This window comes from Dongia sp. P2_B8, from assembly GCF_056404715.1.
The window spans coordinates 832,034-847,316 of record NZ_JBFUDM010000001.1; the positions used below are offsets into that span (position 1 = coordinate 832,034).

Sequence of the window (15,283 nt, forward strand, 5' to 3'; positions counted from 1 at the left end):
ATGCCTATTTGTGACTGTGGTGAGCCTGCAAGGTCTGCACCAGCTCTTCGAGCTTTCCCTTATCCATCAGATAGAGGTTGCGACCTTTGCGCTTTAGCAGGCCGCTGGGATAGAGCTGGCTTACAGCGCGGTTGACGGTCTCGCGCGTGGTGCTGGTGATGCCGGCAATCTCATGCATTGGCGGCAGAGGCCGTACCACCCAAAGGCCCGGGACGGCAGCTTCCGGCTGGGCCATACGGAGCAGTTCGGCATAGACACGCTGCGCCGCCTGGAGGGTGGACAATTCCATGATGCGCAGACCGCTTTGACGGACCATGCGCGCCATGCGCTGCAGCAGCCGGAAGGATACCAGGGCATTGGTACGCACCAGGTCCATGAAGACTTCCGGCGGCATGATGCACAGTTCCGACTTCTCAATCGCGGTCACGCTGGCGGATCGTGGTTGATCGTCGATGGCGGCCAGCTCACCGAAAGATTCACTGGGTTTTACAGTAGCAAGTGTCACTTCCTTGCCGGATGGCGAGAAGGTGACGACGGCGACCGATCCCCGGAGGACAAAAAAGACATCCTTTGAGGTCGCACCCTTGTCGAGCACGGTCTGGCCCTTGTCACAGCTGCGCCAGCGACACCGGGCTTCCAATGTCTTCAGCTCGGCCTCGGGCATGCCCTCCAGCAGCGCAAAAGCGCGTAAGGTGCGTTCAACGGATTGTGTCTGAGTCGTTCCCATGGTCGGCAGCATAGTCGAAAGGCGTCATTCCGCCAACCGGCCGTGCAAGACAGGACGACCATGAAATCCTGCCCGCCGGCACCAGATAACGGCAGCAGCGGAATAAGGGTGGTGGATAAGAGTGCTGCCTGGAACTCATCGTGAACGAGGAGCGGCCTACCAGCGCAGCCAGGTCCGGCCGATTCCGGCGCCGATCAGCGTGACGATCCCGATGGCCGACAGGTACCAGATCGCCACATAGAAGGGCGAATCGTTGTTGCAATGGAAGGCGTAGATCAAGGCGCCGATGCCGCCGGCGGCAAAACCCGACGCGGCACCCGCCGCCATCGGTGATTGCGGTGCGCCGCGCCGCAGCGCCAGCAAGGTCGCCCCCAACGGGATGGCGGCAATAAGTGGCACCAGGCCAAGGCAATAGAGCGGCCGGAAGCCCATGGCGCTCGCCGACCATTGATCCGCCGGCAATGCCGCCAACTCAGCGATCAGGCCAAGGGCCAATGGCAGTAGTGCGAGAAGCACAAGCTTGATGTCGTCTCGTGGGGCGTGCTGCGGACGGGTCATGCGGAACAGCAGCCAAAGGCCAAAGAACGCGACACATGCTGCGGTCGCTATCTTGAGCAGGTAGCGCCAGCTGGCGAGGGCGGCGACAAAATCCTGCCGCATGTCGAGAATCGCGCTGAACAGGCATACGGCAGCCACGAGCGCCACGGGCAGCGCCAAGAACAACATGCCGCGCACCGATATGGAGGCTTGGTCCTGGTCAGCAACGAGGCTGCCAATGAGATCATCGGTCTTCACGACTGGCTCCTTCTCGCCGCTGCTGCCAAGGCGGCAAGGCCGCGATGCAAGGCGACGCGCACGGCGCCCTCGCTGAGCATCAGCCGCTTTGCAGTCTCCGCTGGTGACAGTCCATCGATTGAAATGGCCCGCACGACCTGGGACTGACCCGGCGGCAGGGTGGCGAGGTGCCGGTCCAGCGCCTCGCTGGAAAGGGTCTCTTCGGGCTCGGGGGCGGCCAGGATCTCCAGCATGTCGTCGACCGGCACCATGATCCGGCGTCCCCGGCGGCGCAAATTGTCGATCAGCTTGTGGCGCGTCACCGCCCGCAGCCAAGGCAGGATGGCCCGGTCGGCATCCCAGGTCGCCCGCTTCAAATGGATGGCCAGCAACGTCTCCTGCACGATATCCTCGGCTTCCGTAACCTCGTACCCCTGGCGCGAAAGCTCCCGCCTGACCCAGCGGCGCAGCATGTCGGCCAGGTCGGTAAGCAAACGGCGATAGGCCGCCGCGTCGCCCGCTTGGGCCGCGCGCATCAAGCTGGCCAGATCGTCTTCCAATTCACTCACACCTGTATCCCCTCATACGGCGACCGGTCTTCATTGTTACACGCCGGAACTGTTACGGGCCGGGACAGCATCATGAAGAAGGCTACGCCAACGGTAAACCGGGCTGGCCCGTCATGTCGACTGTAACAACCTTGGCGAAGGTGCCGAATGGGTCTCGGTAGGGCCAATGAAGGCCCATGACATCAGGAGGAAATGACTATGGATCGTCGTACTATCAGTCTTGCCATTGCTGGTTCCCTGTTGACCGCGCTGGCCTTGTCTGCCGCGCCCGCGGCTGCCGATGACGCGAAGGAAAAGTGCTTCGGCATCGCCATGGCGGGGAAGAATGACTGCGCTTCTGCTGGCAACAATTCCTGCGCTGGCCAATCCAAGGCCGATTATGAGAAGGACGCCTGGATGGCTGTTCCCAAGGGCACCTGCGAAACCACGATGGTGAAGTTGCCCGACGGCACGGAGCGCGCCGGCAGCTTGATGCCGATGGGCTCGTGACCGACGCCATCGCAGTTTGTCAGCTGTGATGACACTTCGTTCCCTTAGCGTGGACGGCAAGCACCCGATCCCGGCATCTGCCGGGGTCGGATTGCGACCGGAGCACTATGCCGACATTCTCGCTGCGCCAGCACCGCTTGGGTGGTTTGAGGCGCATCCCGAGAACTATATGTGTGCGGGCGGACCGCAGCACCGGATTCTCACGCAGATTCGTGCGCAATATCCGCTCTCGTTTCACGGCGTCGGCCTGTCATTGGGCGGGGAGGCGCGGCCGGATACTGAACATCTCGTACGCCTGCGTGCGCTCATCGATCGCTATCAGCCGGCCTTGTTCTCAGAGCATCTCGCTTGGTCGAGCCATGGCGGCCGGTTTCTCAATGACCTGCTGCCGTTGCCCTATACGCAGCTGACGCTTGACCGGCTGGCCGATCACGTCGACGAAACGCAGGAGAAGTTGGGGCGGCAGATCCTGATCGAAAATCCATCTCTCTATGTGCAGTTTTCCAGCAGTGACATGACTGAAACCGAGTTTCTGCGGGCATTGGCGAATCGGACCGGCTGCGGCCTGCTGCTCGACATCAACAACGCCTATGTTTCCGGCATCAATTTCGGACGTGATCCGATGAGCTATCTTGATACATTTCCTTGGCAGCATGTTCAGGAAATACATCTGGCGGGTCATCTCGCGGAGTCGGATGAATGTGGACAGGTGCTGCTGATCGACGCGCACAACAGTCCTGTTTGTGATGCCGTCTGGGAACTTTACCACCGGATGATCCGGCAAATAGGCCCGGTGCCAACCTTGATCGAGTGGGATCAGGACATGCCAGCTTGGACGGATCTGCTGGCCGAGGCGCAATCGGCCGACCGGATTCTGCAGCAGGAGTGCAATCGTGCCGTTGCCTGACCAGATGGAAGCAGCATTTGCCGGAGCGATTTGGGCGACTGGACGCGATGTGCCGCAAGGTATCTTGCCGCCGCGCAACTTCAGGATCTACCGGAACAATGTTTATGCCGGCCTGATCAAGAGTTTGGAGGCACGCTTTCCCGTGGTCCGGCGCTTGGTTGGAGATGACTTCTTTGCGCAATGCGCCCGCATCTTTGTGGAACTGTCGCCGCCGCGGTCGCCGGTATTGCTGCAATATGGGGCCGAATTTCCGGACTTCATTTCGGCATTCGAACCGGCCCGTCATCTGCCATATCTTGGCCCGGTGGCGGAGGTGGAATGGCAACGTCATCTGGCGCAGCACGGCGCCGACGCTCAGCCGCTGGATGCGGCTGAGCTACGTTTACTTGACGTGGCGGACATGGATCGACTCTCTTTCAACTTGCATCCGACGTGCCATATTATGGCGTCACCCTTTCCCATATTCTCGATCTGGCGCACCAATACGTTCGATGCCGTGACCAAGGCAGTTCCGGCCGACGCCCCAGGCGAAACCGTCCTGCTCGTTCGGCCATATGATCACGTCGTGTGCGTGCCATTGGTGAACGGTGCCGATATCTTCATGGCACAGCTTCAGCAAGGCGCCACGCTCGGCCATGCCACGGCGCAAGCGCATGCCGGTCACCGGCAGTTCGATCTTGCCGCCACGCTGGCGATGCTGTTTCGCGCCAGCGTTTTCTCCGGCTTCCGTCTCATGCCAGCCATCAACGGACAATCACCATGCTGTTAAGGCGCGTCATTGATATCTTCACGCGGACACCCAATGACCTGATCAGTCTCTTGGCCCGCGTCGGCATTGGCGCCGTCTTTCTGCGCTCGGGCCTGCTCAAGCTGGACGGCTGGAGCAACGGCAACACTCTATTTCTATTTCAGGACGAATATCGCCTGCCGCTCCTTCCACCGGAACTCGCCGCTCCGTTGGCGATGGGGATGGAGCTTTCCATGCCGCTGTTTCTCTTCATTGGCCTTGGCACGCGCTTTGCGGCCTTGGCATTGCTCGGTATGACCCTGGTGATTGAGATCTTTGTCTATCCAGGTGCGTTCGATACTCACGCGGTCTGGGCCGCGTCGCTCGTTTTCCTGATCAAATATGGTGCCGGCAGCTTCTCGGCCGACTATGTGCTGAAGACCTATTCGGCTCAGAGTACCGGCATGCTGCGTTGAGGTACCGCGTAGCGGCCGGCCACATACCAGCCAAAGGCCACGAGTTGCAGGATCAGCAGGACACCGAAGGCGATGGCGTAATTGCCGCTCGTTGTCGTCGCGGGATCGGTTGCCAAATGGTCTAGGGCCCAGCCGATCGAAGACTGGAAAAAAGCCGAAGCGAGGAACAGCATCAAATTGGCGGCGGATTGCGCGCGCCCAGCAAGGTCACGGCCAAAATGCGCACCGAGCGTCGCATAGCCGAGATTGGCAGCCTGGCCGGTGAAACCATAGACGATCCAGATCAGCGGCAAGGGCACGGGCAGGGCAAAGATCATTGCAAGCTGAGCAGCCGCAAAAAGGCCAAACGCCGTTGCCAGGACGACTTTAGTGCCGATGCCGCGCCGCTGCACCTTGTCGGCAATGATTCCGGTCGACAGCGAGCCGATGGCAAAGGCCAGCCCCAGGATCATCAGCTGCTGGCCGGCTGCGTGTCGGTCGAAGCCGAGCACGTCAGTCATCCAGCGGGTCGCCCACAGCGTCTGGGTCGCGATGAAGGTGCCGGAAATGGTGGCCACCATCGGGACGACACGCCAGAAGATCGGATCCTTGAACACACCTGCATAGCCGCGCAGCTGCGTACCCAAGGCAACCGGCCGGTGATCGTCATCGCGCTTTGGCACGAGGAAGAAGATCGCCGCGGCGACAGCGAGCGTGAATACCACCAGCACGCCGAACAAGGCGCGCCAGCCAATGAGATCGGCCGCGAGATTGGCGGGGTAGGTCCCGGCCAGAAAGCCGAGGCCGCCGAAGGTAACGACCGTGGAATTGGCAAGCGCCAGGCGTTCTGGGGGTAGCCACACCGCATTGGCCTTGAAGGCCGACATGAGACTGCCGCCGAGACCGATGCCGATCAGCAGGCGCGCGCCGGCTAGGCTCGCGGTACTCTCGCCAAGGCCGAACCAGGCGGCGCCCAAGGCCGCCAGCAGCAGCAGGCAGGATTGCACCAGGCGTGGGCCGAACCGGTCGAGCAGCAGGCCCAGCGGCAATTGAAACAGCACGAAGCCATAGAGATACATCGACGTCATCACGCCGAGATCGGTCTTGCTGAGCGCAAGCTCGGCGATGAGGTCATCGGAGATGGCGGCATTCACTACGCGAAAGAGATAGGAGGTGAAATAACCGGCAGCGAAGGGACCAAGGGCGCGGAGCAGGATGCCGCGGGTGACAGGAGTCATGATCTAGGCAACGTTCAACGGCTGGCGGGCGGCACGGCGCTGGTCGTAGAGCGTATTACCGGCAACGGCAGTCAGCACCAGGGCGCCGCCATAGAGCGCATAGACGCCGGGATTCTCATCGAGAAACAGGAATACCCAGAAGGCGCCGAGCACCGTTTCCACGAGGGAGATGAGTGCTGCTTCCGCAGCCGGGATCAGGCGCGCGCCGAAGGTGAAAAGAATGAGCCCGATCGCCAACTGCACGGCACCGAACAGGAACAGATAGAAGAGATCACTCGTGGAAACGGCAAGTGCCTCGGCACCGGCAATGCTGAAGCCGATGATGCCCATGATGGCAGTGCCAAGGCAGGTGGCCGGTGTCATGCGCACATGGCTGTAGCGCCGCGTGAGCACGGTGGCGACTGCGAAGCTCACCGCGATGACACCGGACAGGGTCATGCCGAGCATATCGGCATGACCTTCCGCCTTGGAGACCATCAGCACGATGCCGCTGAGTGCCACGGACATGGCGAGGATACGCGGCCAGCCAAGGCTTTCGCGCATCCAGACCCAGGCCAGCAGGCCGGCGATGAGCGGTGCCGTCGATTGCACCACCAAAATGAGGGCGACCGTCGCATGCTGAAGTGCAATGACGAAGGAGATCGACGCGGTTGCAAAACAGATGCCCACACCAATACCGCCCGGCCCCATATTGCGGAAATGGCCCCAGGTCTGACGCCCGTCACGGATCAGCAGGAACAGCAGCAATGCCACAGCGGCGATGGCACCACGCCAGCCGACGGTGACCCAAGGCTCGGTCGTGATCTGTCGCGCGATCAGGCCGCCCAGACTCCAGCACACCGCTGCTGCAACCACCAGGAAGGTTCCCTTGCGATGCAAGGAAGCCGCGTTCTCCGACATGAAACTCTATCCCCCGAAAGATCGATCCGCAGCATAGTGGGCGCCACACGGGCGGCAAGGGTGCGCACCCTCATGGCTGATATGCAGCAAGCTTAGCTGCCGGCACGCGTGCTGCGTTGCACCTCGGCAAGGAGCCAGCTGCGGAAGGCCGTGAATGGGATGTCATTCAATGTTTCCGCCCGGTAGATCAGGTGCCAGGCCTTGCCGGGGTCGACCAAGGCGAGGTCGAACAGCCGAACGAGACGGCCCGCGTCGAGATCGTCCTGCACATAGGGCGCGCGCACCAAGGCGATGCCGAGCCCATCCAAAGCCGCCTGAATGGCATAGGTTGAGTAATCGAAGGACAGACGGCGCCGGAACCGTGCCGGATCAAGCCCGCTTTCCGCAAGCCAGCGCGGCCATTCCTTTGGCGCATGCGCAACTTCCAAAAGCGTATGGTGCTGCAGGTCGGCATACTTTTTGATGTTCTCGGCCAGGGCAGGGGCCGCGACCGGAAACAACGAGGCGCTGAACAGCGGCTCGGCAATGAGGCCGGGCAGGGGGGCGGTGCTGAGGCGAATGGTTGCCGCCCAATCCGGCCGCAACGTCACATGATCGTCGATCGCCGTCACCAGCCGGACTTCGATGCCGGGATGCTGGCGCTGGAAATGCTGCAGGCGCGGGATCAGCCAGCGCATGGCAAAGGTCGGCCCCGCGGCCACGGACAAGCCGGGCAGGGTGTTGCGCTGAACGCTGTCGACCGCTGCTTCCAGGCGCCGGAAGGCATCATCCAGCAAGGGCGCCAGGCTGCGCCCGGCCGGTGTCGGGATCAGCGAATTGGCATGGCGCTCGAACAGGGTCTGGCCGATTTGGCCCTCGACCAGCCGCACCAGGCGGCTGATGGCGGTTTGCGTGACGTTGAGTTCGCCAGCGGCAGCAACAAAGCTGCCCAAGCGCAACGCAGCCTCGACGGCCTTTAATCCTTTGAGTGACGGCATCATGTCCAGACTAGCCCAATAAAAAGTTGGGCTAGTCTGTCATATTGCTGATGGCGGGGAAAGTGGGCTGGACGGCAAATAGAGGCGAGCCATATCGGCCCTTGGGGGAACCAGACCCGTGTCCGTCGCCGCCACCTTGATGGCCGTCATTCTCGCGGTTGTCAGCACATCCTTCCTGTCCGGCATCTTCGGTATGCTGGGTGGCCTCATCCTCATGGGCTTGCTGCTCATCGTGCTGCCGGTGCCGGCGGCGATGAGCCTTCATGCCGTGACGCAAATGACCTCGAACGGCTGGCGCGCCTTGTTGTGGCACCGCCTCATTCTGTGGCGGGTGATGCCGGGCTACATCTTCGGGTCGGGCGTTGCCTTTGGCATTTTCGCATGGATCAGCTTCCAGCCGCCGACAGCCTGGGTCTATGTCGGCCTTGGAATCGTGCCGATCCTGGCCGTCATGGTGCCGCCCAGCATCGCCCCGGATATCCGCCGCCCTTATGCCTCGACCATTCTTGGGTTCCTGGTGATGAGCATCCAACTGCTCTCAGGTGTCGCCGGCGTGCTGGTCGACATCTTCTTCTTCCGCACCGATCTCGACCGGCGCCAGATCGTCGCCACCAAGGCCGTTTCGCAGCTGATCGGCCATGTCTTCAGGCTGGCCTATTTCACCCTGGTCGCGACCCGGTCCGATGTGAACACCGAAATTCCCATCTGGGTATTCGGTGTCTCCGTTGTCAGCGCCGTTGCCGGCACGAGTTTGGCGCGGCTGGCGCTCGAGCGCCTGACCAACAAGGCGTTCCTGATGTGGACACGCCGGCTGGGCGTCACGGTTGGCTGCGTTTACCTGGCGCGTGGTGTCGTCTTGTTGATGTAGTCGCCTTCCTGATGCAGCTGTCTGGCGGTGACATTTTAACGATTGCCCCGTATCCTCACGCCATGATTCGAAAGGTGCGAGGGCAGTTCATGAACGCGGCGTCAGGCAAGGCGAAAGCAAAGGGGCGGGCTGGCAGGGTGGTTTCGGCCGCCTTGTTGACGGCCTTTCTGTCCGGCTGCGCCGCTCAGCCCACACAGCCGCCCGTTGCGACGGCACCGGCCGCACCGGCACCAGCACCTGCGGCGACCGCACCCGCCGTGCCCGATTTCACCCAGATCACGCAGACGAATTGCCCCGGAACGACGCCGAGTTATGCGGAATGGGTAGCACGTTTCGGCGCCTACGCGCTGCATCAGGGCGAACCGGAGCCGGTCATCCGCACCGCCTTTGCCGACGTCACCGAAAACCCCAAGATCCGCGACCGCGCCGGCAAGCAGGCGGAATTCGTGACACCGGTCTGGACCTATCTCGATCGTGCTGTCTCAGCCGAACGGGTCCAGCGTGGCCAGGACAAGCTGCCCGAAGTGCGCGGGCTGATCTCTGACATCGAGCGCGACTACGGCGTCAGCGCCGCAACCTTGATGGGCATCTGGGGCATCGAAACCGATTTCGGCAACAATTTTGGCGACGTCAATGTATTCGAGGCGTTGAGCAATGTCGGCTATGGCACCAGCCGCAAGGACTTCGCCTGCACGGAACTGATGTCGGCGCTCAAAATTGTGGCGAGCGGCAAGGTGCAGTCCAAACAGATGATCGGCTCCTGGGCCGGTGCCATGGGCCACAGCCAGTTCCTGCCATCCAACTACCTGACCATCGCCGTCGATCGTGACGGGTCGGGGGCACCGGATCTGTGGACATCGATGCCTGACGTGTTCGCCTCGACCGCCAATCATCTGGTGCGCGATGGCTGGCAGCGCGGCCTCACCTGGGGCTTCGAGGTGAAGCTGCCCAAGGGCTTCCCCTATCAGGAAGCCGAACTCGACATCGACAAGCCGGTCAGCCACTGGCAGCAGCGCGGGGTGAAGACCATCGATGGCCAGCCTTTGCCGGCTCTGCCAGGTGGCACGTCCATCCTGGTCCTTGCCGGCTATAACGGCCCGGCCTTCCTGGTGACCAAGAATTACAAGACCATCCTCAAATACAATTACTCGACCTCCTATGCGCTCGCGGTTGCTTATCTTGGCCAGCGCGTCATGGGCGGCCCGGCTATCAAAGGCACATGGCCGGTGGACGAACCGCTGCTCTCCCTCGACGAGCGGGAGGAGTTGCAGCAACGTCTGGTCGATCGCGGCTTGCTGGCCGGCAATGTCGATGGCGTCATCGGGTTGAAAAGTCGCAAGGCGATCCGCGTCTTCCAGTTAAAGGTCGGTCTCCCGGCTGATGGATTCGCCACCAAGGCTTTGCTTGAGGAACTGCGCCGCCGCGCGGGCAGTTGATACCCACCAAAGTTTCTGGCTAACCATCTATAAAACAAGGAAAAGCGCTCGATTGCTTTTCCGTCCCCGATGGTTATAGTCCCGCCTTTCGGGAAGGTTGGGGCGGTTTGCCGTACCCTGACGGTCAAAATTTGCAGGGAGAGATTTCATGTTCATTTCAGAAGCTTACGCTCAGGCGGCGGGTGCCGCGCCGGGTGGTGCTGACATGCTGACCAGCTTTTTGCCGCTGGTCCTCATTTTCGTCGTGTTCTGGTTTCTGATGATCCGCCCGCAGCAGAAGCGCATGAAGGAACATAAGGCACTCGTGAGTGCTGCGAAGAAGGGCGACAAGGTCGTCACCAATGGCGGCATCCTCGGCGTCATCACCAAGGCGTCCGATGGCGAGAATGACGTCGAAGTCGAAATCGCCAGCGGTGTCAAAGTGCGCGTGCTGCGCTCGGCCATCCAGGATGTGCTCAACCGCACACTGCCGGCTGGCAAGGGCGGCAAGGCTGTCGAAACCAAGGCGGAAGCCAAGAGCGAAGGCGCCAACGACGCCTGAACATATGCATGATGGCCTGCCAGGCATTGGCGGGCCATCTGCTTGTTAAAGCGGCCGGGCCACACCGAGCCACGTCAAGGACATAGGGCGATATGCTGCAGTTCTCAAAATTCAAAATCACGCTGATCCTGGCGGTGTTGCTGCTCGGTCTCTATACCGCGCTGCCCAACGTGTTCAGCGCGACTCATATCGCCAACCTGCCATCCTGGCTGCCGGCGCGCACGGTCAGCCTCGGCCTCGATTTGCAGGGCGGCTCGCATCTGCTTTATGAAGTCGACACCGAAGCCCTGATCAAATCCAAGCTTGAGGCTGTGGAAGACGAGATTCGCAGCAATCTGCGCAGCGCGAAGCTGGGCTATACCGATCTCAGTGTGAGGGATGATCGCGTTACCTTCAAATTGCGTGATCTCAGTGCGCTTGATGCTGCGCGCACGGCACTCCTGAAAGCCAGTACTGGCATGCAACTGGACATCGCTGATGATGGAAGTGTTAGCGTATATTTCAGTGATGCAGAACGCGGCGATATCAAGAAGCGCGCAGTTGAGCAGTCGATCGAAATCATCAGCAAGCGTATTGATGCAACAGGCACCAAAGAGCCCACCGTCATCCGCCAAGGCGAAGATCGCATTGTGGTCCAGGTGCCAGGTGTCACGGATGCCCAGCATTTGAAGGCTGTTATCGGTCCTACCGCCAAGATGGAATTCAAGATGGTGGACGAGGTTGCTGAATCGACGGGCACTGCGCCGCCGACGTCGGTGCAATTGCCTCTCATAGAAAAAGACGGCAGCCCCGGACAAAAATTGTGGATCAAGAAGCCCGTAATGGTGTCTGGCGAAAGCCTCACTGATGCCCAACAGGGCTTCGAAGGCGGCATGCCGGTGGTGCAGTTCAAGTTTGACTCGGTTGGCGCCCGCAAATTCGGCGATGCGACCAAGGCCAATGTCGGCAAGCGCTTTGCCATCGTGCTCGACAACCAGATCATCAGCGCGCCGGTCATCCGCGATGCGATCCTCGGCGGCAGCGGCATCATCAGCGGGAACTTTACCACCGAGTCAGCACGCGATCTTTCCATCCTGCTGCGCGCCGGCGCCTTGCCGGCGCCGCTCACGGTGCTGGAAGAACGCACGGTCGGTGCCGATCTCGGCGCGGATTCGATCGAAGCCGGCAAGCGCGCCTGCCTCATTGCCATCGCTTTCATCGCCGTCGCCATGGTCGTGCTCTATGGCCTGTTCGGCGTCTTTGCCAATGTCGCCATGGTGCTCAACGGCGTGCTGATGCTGGGCTTCCTTTCGGCCATCGGCGCCACGCTGACTTTCCCGGGCATTGCCGGCATGGTTCTGACGCTCGGCATGGCGGTCGACGCCAACGTGCTGATCCTGGAACGCGTGCGTGAGGAAATGCGCAACGGCCGGTCGCCGGTCAATGCGATGGAAGCCGGCTACCGCGAGGCGCAGGCGACCATTTTCGATGCCAACGTGACGCACGGCATTTCGACCATGTTCCTGTTCGCCTTCGGCTCCGGGCCGATCAAGGGCTTCGCCATCACGCTGCTCATCGGCATCGTCAGCTCGGTCTTCACCGCCGTCGTCGTGACGCGGTTGATGACGTCGATCTGGCTGCGCCAGGCGCGCCCCAAAGCGCTGCCGTTGTAGAGCCAAGGGATTAGAAAAATGTTCAAACCGCTCCACCTCATTCCCTCCGGCACGCGCATCAACTTCATGCGCCCGCACAAGATTGCCTTCATCATCTCGGTGATCATGGTGCTGGGGTCCTTCGCCTTGGTCTTCACCAAGGGTCTCAACTTCGGCATCGACTTTGCCGGCGGCGTGATCATGGAAGTGAAGAGCTCGACCCCTGTGGCCGATCTTGCCAGCATGCGCAGCGAGCTCGACAATCTCGATCTCGGCGAAATTTCCCTGCAGGAATTCGGCGCTCCCGACATCGTGCTTATTCGCATTCCGCAACAGGACGGTGGCGAAGTCGGAACCCAGGCGGCTGTCGCCAAGGTCAAGGATACGTTGGGCAGTGACTGGCAGTACCGCCGCACGGAATCGGTCGGCCCCAAGGTCGGCGACGAGCTAAAGAGCAGCGCCGTGTGGGCCTCGATCTTCGCGTTGCTCGGCATCATGGCCTATATCTGGTTCCGCTATGAATGGCAGTTCGGCCTGAATGCCGTCATGGCGCTGTTCCATGATTGCGTGACCACGGTTGGCTTCTTTGCACTCACAGGCTTGGAGTTCAACCTCACCACGGTTGCCGCGGTCCTCACCATCGCCGGCTATTCGGTCAACGACACGGTCGTCATCTATGACCGCATCCGCTATGACCTGCGTCGCTACAAGACCATGCCGCTTGCCCAACTGATTAACCAGGCACTCAACGAGACGCTGGCGCGTACCACCGTCACCTCGGGCCTCACGCTGCTTTCCGTTGTGGCTCTGGCGATCTGGGGCGGTGAGGCGATGCGCGGCTTTTCGATCGCGATGATCTGGGGCATCATCATTGGCACTTATTCGACCATCTGGGTGGCGTCGCCGATGCTGCTTTATATGAACCTGCGCAATATCGGGTCGGATAAGGGCAAGCCGGCCGAAGCCACGGTGCAGAAGGCGTAACGCCGATCGATTTCTGAAGGAGGGCTTCATGGATGTGACGCCCCTGATACCAGCCGGTCGCCAGATCATCGAGACCTATGGTGATGGTCGCTTTCGCATTGCCAACATCTTGCATGAAGGCTCGGTGCTGGTGTTTCCAGGACAGACGCTGCCCTGGCGGGTGACGGATATGGCCGGCCTGACGGTCGCCGCATTGGCGCCGATCTCCCAGGCCGCCAAGTCCGGCGAGGTTGAATTGCTGCTGGTCGGTTGCGGCCCGCGCCTCGCCATGATCCCACGCGATCTGCGCGCGACCCTGCGGGCAGAGGGTATCGTGATCGAACCTATGGATACCGGCGCTGCGGCGCGCACATTCAACGTACTGATGGCCGAAGGCCGCCGGGTTGCGGCAGCCTTGATCGCGGTTTAAGCCCAGCAATCACTTGCTTCTTCACGCGTCATCCCCGGGCGAAGACCCGGGGATCCGCTGGTGCAGTTGAGAGCGTGGATGCCCGGCCATTCTTGATTCAAAAGTGGGTCCGGGCATGACGGATTTTTTAAATGGTGCGCGAGAGTCTATTTTTAACTCGCCTTGCGAATGCCGGCTGTATCGGCGGCACCCTTGCCCATATTCTCGGCGGCGAACTTCCAGTTCACGATGTTCCAGAAGGCGCCGACATAGTCGGGGCGCTTGTTGCGGTAGTCGATGTAATAGGCATGCTCCCACACGTCGCAGGTGAGAAGCGGCTTGTCCTGGGTCGTAAGCGGCGTCTGCGCGTTGCTGGTGTTCTTGAGATCGAGTGAGCCATCCGGTGTCTGCACCAGCCAGACCCAGCCGGACCCGAACGTGTCCGCGGCGACCTTGCCGAACTCGGCCTTGAAAGTGTCGAACGGACCCCATTTTTGCTTCAGGGCGTCACCGAGCACACCATCCGGCTCGCCGCCGGCCTTTGGCGCCAGGCTGCTCCAATAGAAGGTGTGGTTCCACACCTGGGCGGCATTGTTGAAGATCTTGCCGGAGGATTTCTTGACGATCTCCTCAAGGGACTTGCCTTCGAACTCGGTGCCGGCGATCAGCTTGTTGAGGGTCTCGACATAGGTCTTGTGATGCTTGCCATAGTGGAACTCAAGCGTCTCTTTCGAGATATGCGGCGCGAGCGCGTCCATGGCGTAGGGAAGTTCGGGAAGCGTGATCTGGGCCATGATGGGACCTTTCTGCTGCAGGAATAGGCAGCACGGCTGGCCGCCATCTCGACGGCACTGGCTGCTGGTCCAAACCTAACCGCTCCCTTGGCCCATGGTTCCCAAATCGCCTGCGGCCAAATAGCGCGCAAAACAAAAGCGGGGTCCCGAAGGACCCCGCTTCATTGGCAAGTCTTATCAGAAAGCTAAGCCGCGTTTATCAGACGCCGATCGCCTGCTGCTGCGCCACCATGCAATAGAGCATGGGGATCGAGAGCATCGTGTTGACGCGCGAGGTCAACATCGCCATGCGGGCTGACTTCTTCTTGGTGTCGGCGTCGGCTTCGACAAGGCCGAGGGCGCGCTTCTGGTTCGGCCAGATGATGAACCAGACGTTGAAGCCCATGATCAGCGCCAGCCACATGCCGATGCCGATGGTCCGGAAGCCGGTCTGGAAGCTCAGCGCTTCGACCAGATAGCCGTTATGGCCGGCTGTGGTCAGGCCGAACACGATCGTGCCCAGTGCCGCCCAGCGGAAATAATAGAGCGCCGTGGGGGCGATCACCTTGCCGATGGCCGGCTTCTGCTCGTCAGGAATCTTCGGCATCGACGGAATCTGCACGAAGTTGAAGTAATAGAGCAGGCCGATCCACAGGATGCCGAACCAGACATGGATCAGGCGGAACAGGAAGGCGAAATAGGGACCGGCATCAAAGCCGCTCAGATTGACGATGACGAAGACGACGATGGCCAGCACCACGCCGGCCGCCAACGTCCTATGTAGATTCTCGAGAATTTTGCTCATTGCTAACCCCTCCAAAGCAAAAGCGGTGTGGCTATGGGACGCATTCTATAGGATGGCCCTGGCCATAGAAACTGATTCCCCCTAATCCATTGGA

General features: G+C 61.0%; 18 protein-coding genes. 10 read left to right on the plus strand and 8 right to left on the minus strand.

Annotation, left to right across the window (positions count from 1 at the left end):
- Positions 1 to 4 precede the first annotated feature (4 nt).
- From AC1DWZ_RS03830 to AC1DWZ_RS03840, 3 genes are all read right to left on the minus strand, one after another.
- Entirely contained in the window at positions 5 to 664 is a 660-nt protein-coding gene (locus tag AC1DWZ_RS03830; RefSeq protein ID WP_477167536.1) for a Crp/Fnr family transcriptional regulator, read from the minus strand.
- Positions 665 to 883: 219 nt separating this feature from the next.
- Complete coding sequence (locus AC1DWZ_RS03835; RefSeq protein WP_477167537.1) at positions 884 to 1,522, minus strand: NrsF family protein; 639 nt, start codon at positions 1,520 to 1,522, stop codon at positions 884 to 886.
- Positions 1,519 to 2,070: a sigma-70 family RNA polymerase sigma factor gene (locus AC1DWZ_RS03840; protein WP_477167538.1), complete on the minus strand. Its 552-nt coding sequence runs from the start codon at positions 2,068 to 2,070 to the stop codon at positions 1,519 to 1,521. Before AC1DWZ_RS03840 ends, AC1DWZ_RS03835 begins: the two co-directional genes overlap by 4 nt.
- Positions 2,071 to 2,268: 198 nt before the next feature.
- On the opposite strand from AC1DWZ_RS03840, the gene AC1DWZ_RS03845 reads away from it, so the two are divergent.
- From AC1DWZ_RS03845 to AC1DWZ_RS03860, 4 genes are read left to right on the plus strand one after another with little or no spacing between them, the layout of a single operon-like run.
- A complete protein-coding gene (locus AC1DWZ_RS03845; RefSeq protein ID WP_477167539.1) occupies positions 2,269 to 2,559 on the plus strand; it encodes a BufA1 family periplasmic bufferin-type metallophore in 291 nt (96 codons plus the stop codon).
- A 28-nt stretch (positions 2,560 to 2,587) separates the two neighbouring features.
- The gene (gene bufB, locus AC1DWZ_RS03850) at positions 2,588 to 3,466 is read left to right on the plus strand and encodes an MNIO family bufferin maturase (RefSeq protein ID WP_477167540.1); all 879 of its coding nucleotides are present in this window, start codon (positions 2,588 to 2,590) and stop codon (positions 3,464 to 3,466) included.
- A gap of 4 nt (positions 3,467 to 3,470) precedes the next feature.
- On the plus strand, positions 3,471 to 4,235 hold the full coding sequence (locus AC1DWZ_RS03855; RefSeq protein ID WP_477167541.1) for an HvfC/BufC N-terminal domain-containing protein: 765 nt from the start codon (positions 3,471 to 3,473) through the stop codon (positions 4,233 to 4,235).
- On the plus strand, positions 4,226 to 4,669 hold the full coding sequence (locus AC1DWZ_RS03860) for a DoxX family protein (RefSeq protein WP_477167542.1): 444 nt from the start codon (positions 4,226 to 4,228) through the stop codon (positions 4,667 to 4,669). The genes AC1DWZ_RS03855 and AC1DWZ_RS03860 overlap by 10 nt, the downstream gene beginning before the upstream one ends.
- Here AC1DWZ_RS03860 and AC1DWZ_RS03865 read toward each other — a convergent pair.
- From AC1DWZ_RS03865 to AC1DWZ_RS03875, 3 genes are all read right to left on the minus strand, one after another.
- Positions 4,645 to 5,886: an MFS transporter gene (locus AC1DWZ_RS03865; RefSeq protein WP_477167543.1), complete on the minus strand. Its 1,242-nt coding sequence runs from the start codon at positions 5,884 to 5,886 to the stop codon at positions 4,645 to 4,647. The genes AC1DWZ_RS03860 and AC1DWZ_RS03865 overlap by 25 nt on opposite strands.
- Before the next feature lie 3 nt (positions 5,887 to 5,889).
- A complete protein-coding gene (locus tag AC1DWZ_RS03870; protein WP_477167544.1) occupies positions 5,890 to 6,786 on the minus strand; it encodes a DMT family transporter in 897 nt (298 codons plus the stop codon).
- Positions 6,787 to 6,878: 92 nt separating this feature from the next.
- Positions 6,879 to 7,766, minus strand: a complete 888-nt coding sequence (locus AC1DWZ_RS03875) for a LysR substrate-binding domain-containing protein (protein ID WP_477167545.1) — start codon at positions 7,764 to 7,766, stop codon at positions 6,879 to 6,881.
- Between the two features lie 115 nt (positions 7,767 to 7,881).
- Here AC1DWZ_RS03875 and AC1DWZ_RS03880 point away from each other — a divergent pair, with 115 nt between their 5' ends.
- The 6 genes from AC1DWZ_RS03880 (at position 7,882) to AC1DWZ_RS03905 (ending at position 13,632) form a co-directional block, all read left to right on the plus strand.
- The gene (locus tag AC1DWZ_RS03880; protein WP_477167546.1) at positions 7,882 to 8,631 is read left to right on the plus strand and encodes a TSUP family transporter; all 750 of its coding nucleotides are present in this window, start codon (positions 7,882 to 7,884) and stop codon (positions 8,629 to 8,631) included.
- 89 nt (positions 8,632 to 8,720) lie between these two features.
- A complete protein-coding gene (locus tag AC1DWZ_RS03885) occupies positions 8,721 to 10,067 on the plus strand; it encodes a lytic murein transglycosylase (protein WP_477167547.1) in 1,347 nt (448 codons plus the stop codon).
- A gap of 148 nt (positions 10,068 to 10,215) precedes the next feature.
- Positions 10,216 to 10,608, plus strand: coding sequence for a preprotein translocase subunit YajC (gene yajC / locus AC1DWZ_RS03890; protein WP_477167548.1), 393 nt, complete (start codon positions 10,216 to 10,218; stop codon positions 10,606 to 10,608).
- A 92-nt stretch (positions 10,609 to 10,700) separates the two neighbouring features.
- The gene (gene secD, locus AC1DWZ_RS03895) at positions 10,701 to 12,260 is read left to right on the plus strand and encodes a protein translocase subunit SecD (RefSeq protein WP_477167549.1); all 1,560 of its coding nucleotides are present in this window, start codon (positions 10,701 to 10,703) and stop codon (positions 12,258 to 12,260) included.
- Positions 12,261 to 12,278: 18 nt separating this feature from the next.
- Positions 12,279 to 13,223 carry a protein translocase subunit SecF gene (gene secF, locus AC1DWZ_RS03900; protein WP_477167550.1) on the plus strand — a complete coding sequence of 315 codons (945 nt, stop codon included), beginning with the start codon at positions 12,279 to 12,281 and terminating at the stop codon, positions 13,221 to 13,223.
- 28 nt (positions 13,224 to 13,251) lie between these two features.
- Positions 13,252 to 13,632: an Mth938-like domain-containing protein gene (locus tag AC1DWZ_RS03905; RefSeq protein WP_477167551.1), complete on the plus strand. Its 381-nt coding sequence runs from the start codon at positions 13,252 to 13,254 to the stop codon at positions 13,630 to 13,632.
- 152 nt (positions 13,633 to 13,784) lie between these two features.
- On the opposite strand, the gene AC1DWZ_RS03910 is transcribed toward AC1DWZ_RS03905, so the two are convergent.
- Positions 13,785 to 14,405 carry a superoxide dismutase gene (locus tag AC1DWZ_RS03910; protein ID WP_477167552.1) on the minus strand — a complete coding sequence of 207 codons (621 nt, stop codon included), beginning with the start codon at positions 14,403 to 14,405 and terminating at the stop codon, positions 13,785 to 13,787.
- Between the two features lie 199 nt (positions 14,406 to 14,604).
- Positions 14,605 to 15,189 (minus strand): urate hydroxylase PuuD, encoded by a 585-nt coding sequence (locus AC1DWZ_RS03915; protein WP_477167553.1) that lies wholly within the window; start codon positions 15,187 to 15,189, stop codon positions 14,605 to 14,607.
- Between the last annotated feature and the right edge of the window lie 94 nt (positions 15,190 to 15,283).

Coding starts and splice junctions, on each gene's coding strand:
- AC1DWZ_RS03885 (WP_477167547.1), top strand. CDS start 8,721: ATGAACGCGGCGTCAGGCAAGGCGAAAGCAAAGGGGCGGGCTGGCAGG.
- AC1DWZ_RS03910 (WP_477167552.1), bottom strand. CDS start 14,405: ATGGCCCAGATCACGCTTCCCGAACTTCCCTACGCCATGGACGCGCTC.
- bufB (WP_477167540.1), top strand. CDS start 2,588: ATGACACTTCGTTCCCTTAGCGTGGACGGCAAGCACCCGATCCCGGCA.
- AC1DWZ_RS03855 (WP_477167541.1), top strand. CDS start 3,471: ATGGAAGCAGCATTTGCCGGAGCGATTTGGGCGACTGGACGCGATGTG.
- secF (WP_477167550.1), top strand. CDS start 12,279: ATGTTCAAACCGCTCCACCTCATTCCCTCCGGCACGCGCATCAACTTC.
- AC1DWZ_RS03915 (WP_477167553.1), bottom strand. CDS start 15,189: ATGAGCAAAATTCTCGAGAATCTACATAGGACGTTGGCGGCCGGCGTG.
- AC1DWZ_RS03870 (WP_477167544.1), bottom strand. CDS start 6,786: ATGTCGGAGAACGCGGCTTCCTTGCATCGCAAGGGAACCTTCCTGGTG.
- AC1DWZ_RS03830 (WP_477167536.1), bottom strand. CDS start 664: ATGCCCGAGGCCGAGCTGAAGACATTGGAAGCCCGGTGTCGCTGGCGC.
- AC1DWZ_RS03905 (WP_477167551.1), top strand. CDS start 13,252: ATGGATGTGACGCCCCTGATACCAGCCGGTCGCCAGATCATCGAGACC.
- AC1DWZ_RS03865 (WP_477167543.1), bottom strand. CDS start 5,886: ATGACTCCTGTCACCCGCGGCATCCTGCTCCGCGCCCTTGGTCCCTTC.
- secD (WP_477167549.1), top strand. CDS start 10,701: ATGCTGCAGTTCTCAAAATTCAAAATCACGCTGATCCTGGCGGTGTTG.
- AC1DWZ_RS03875 (WP_477167545.1), bottom strand. CDS start 7,766: ATGATGCCGTCACTCAAAGGATTAAAGGCCGTCGAGGCTGCGTTGCGC.
- yajC (WP_477167548.1), top strand. CDS start 10,216: ATGTTCATTTCAGAAGCTTACGCTCAGGCGGCGGGTGCCGCGCCGGGT.
- AC1DWZ_RS03845 (WP_477167539.1), top strand. CDS start 2,269: ATGGATCGTCGTACTATCAGTCTTGCCATTGCTGGTTCCCTGTTGACC.
- AC1DWZ_RS03860 (WP_477167542.1), top strand. CDS start 4,226: ATGCTGTTAAGGCGCGTCATTGATATCTTCACGCGGACACCCAATGAC.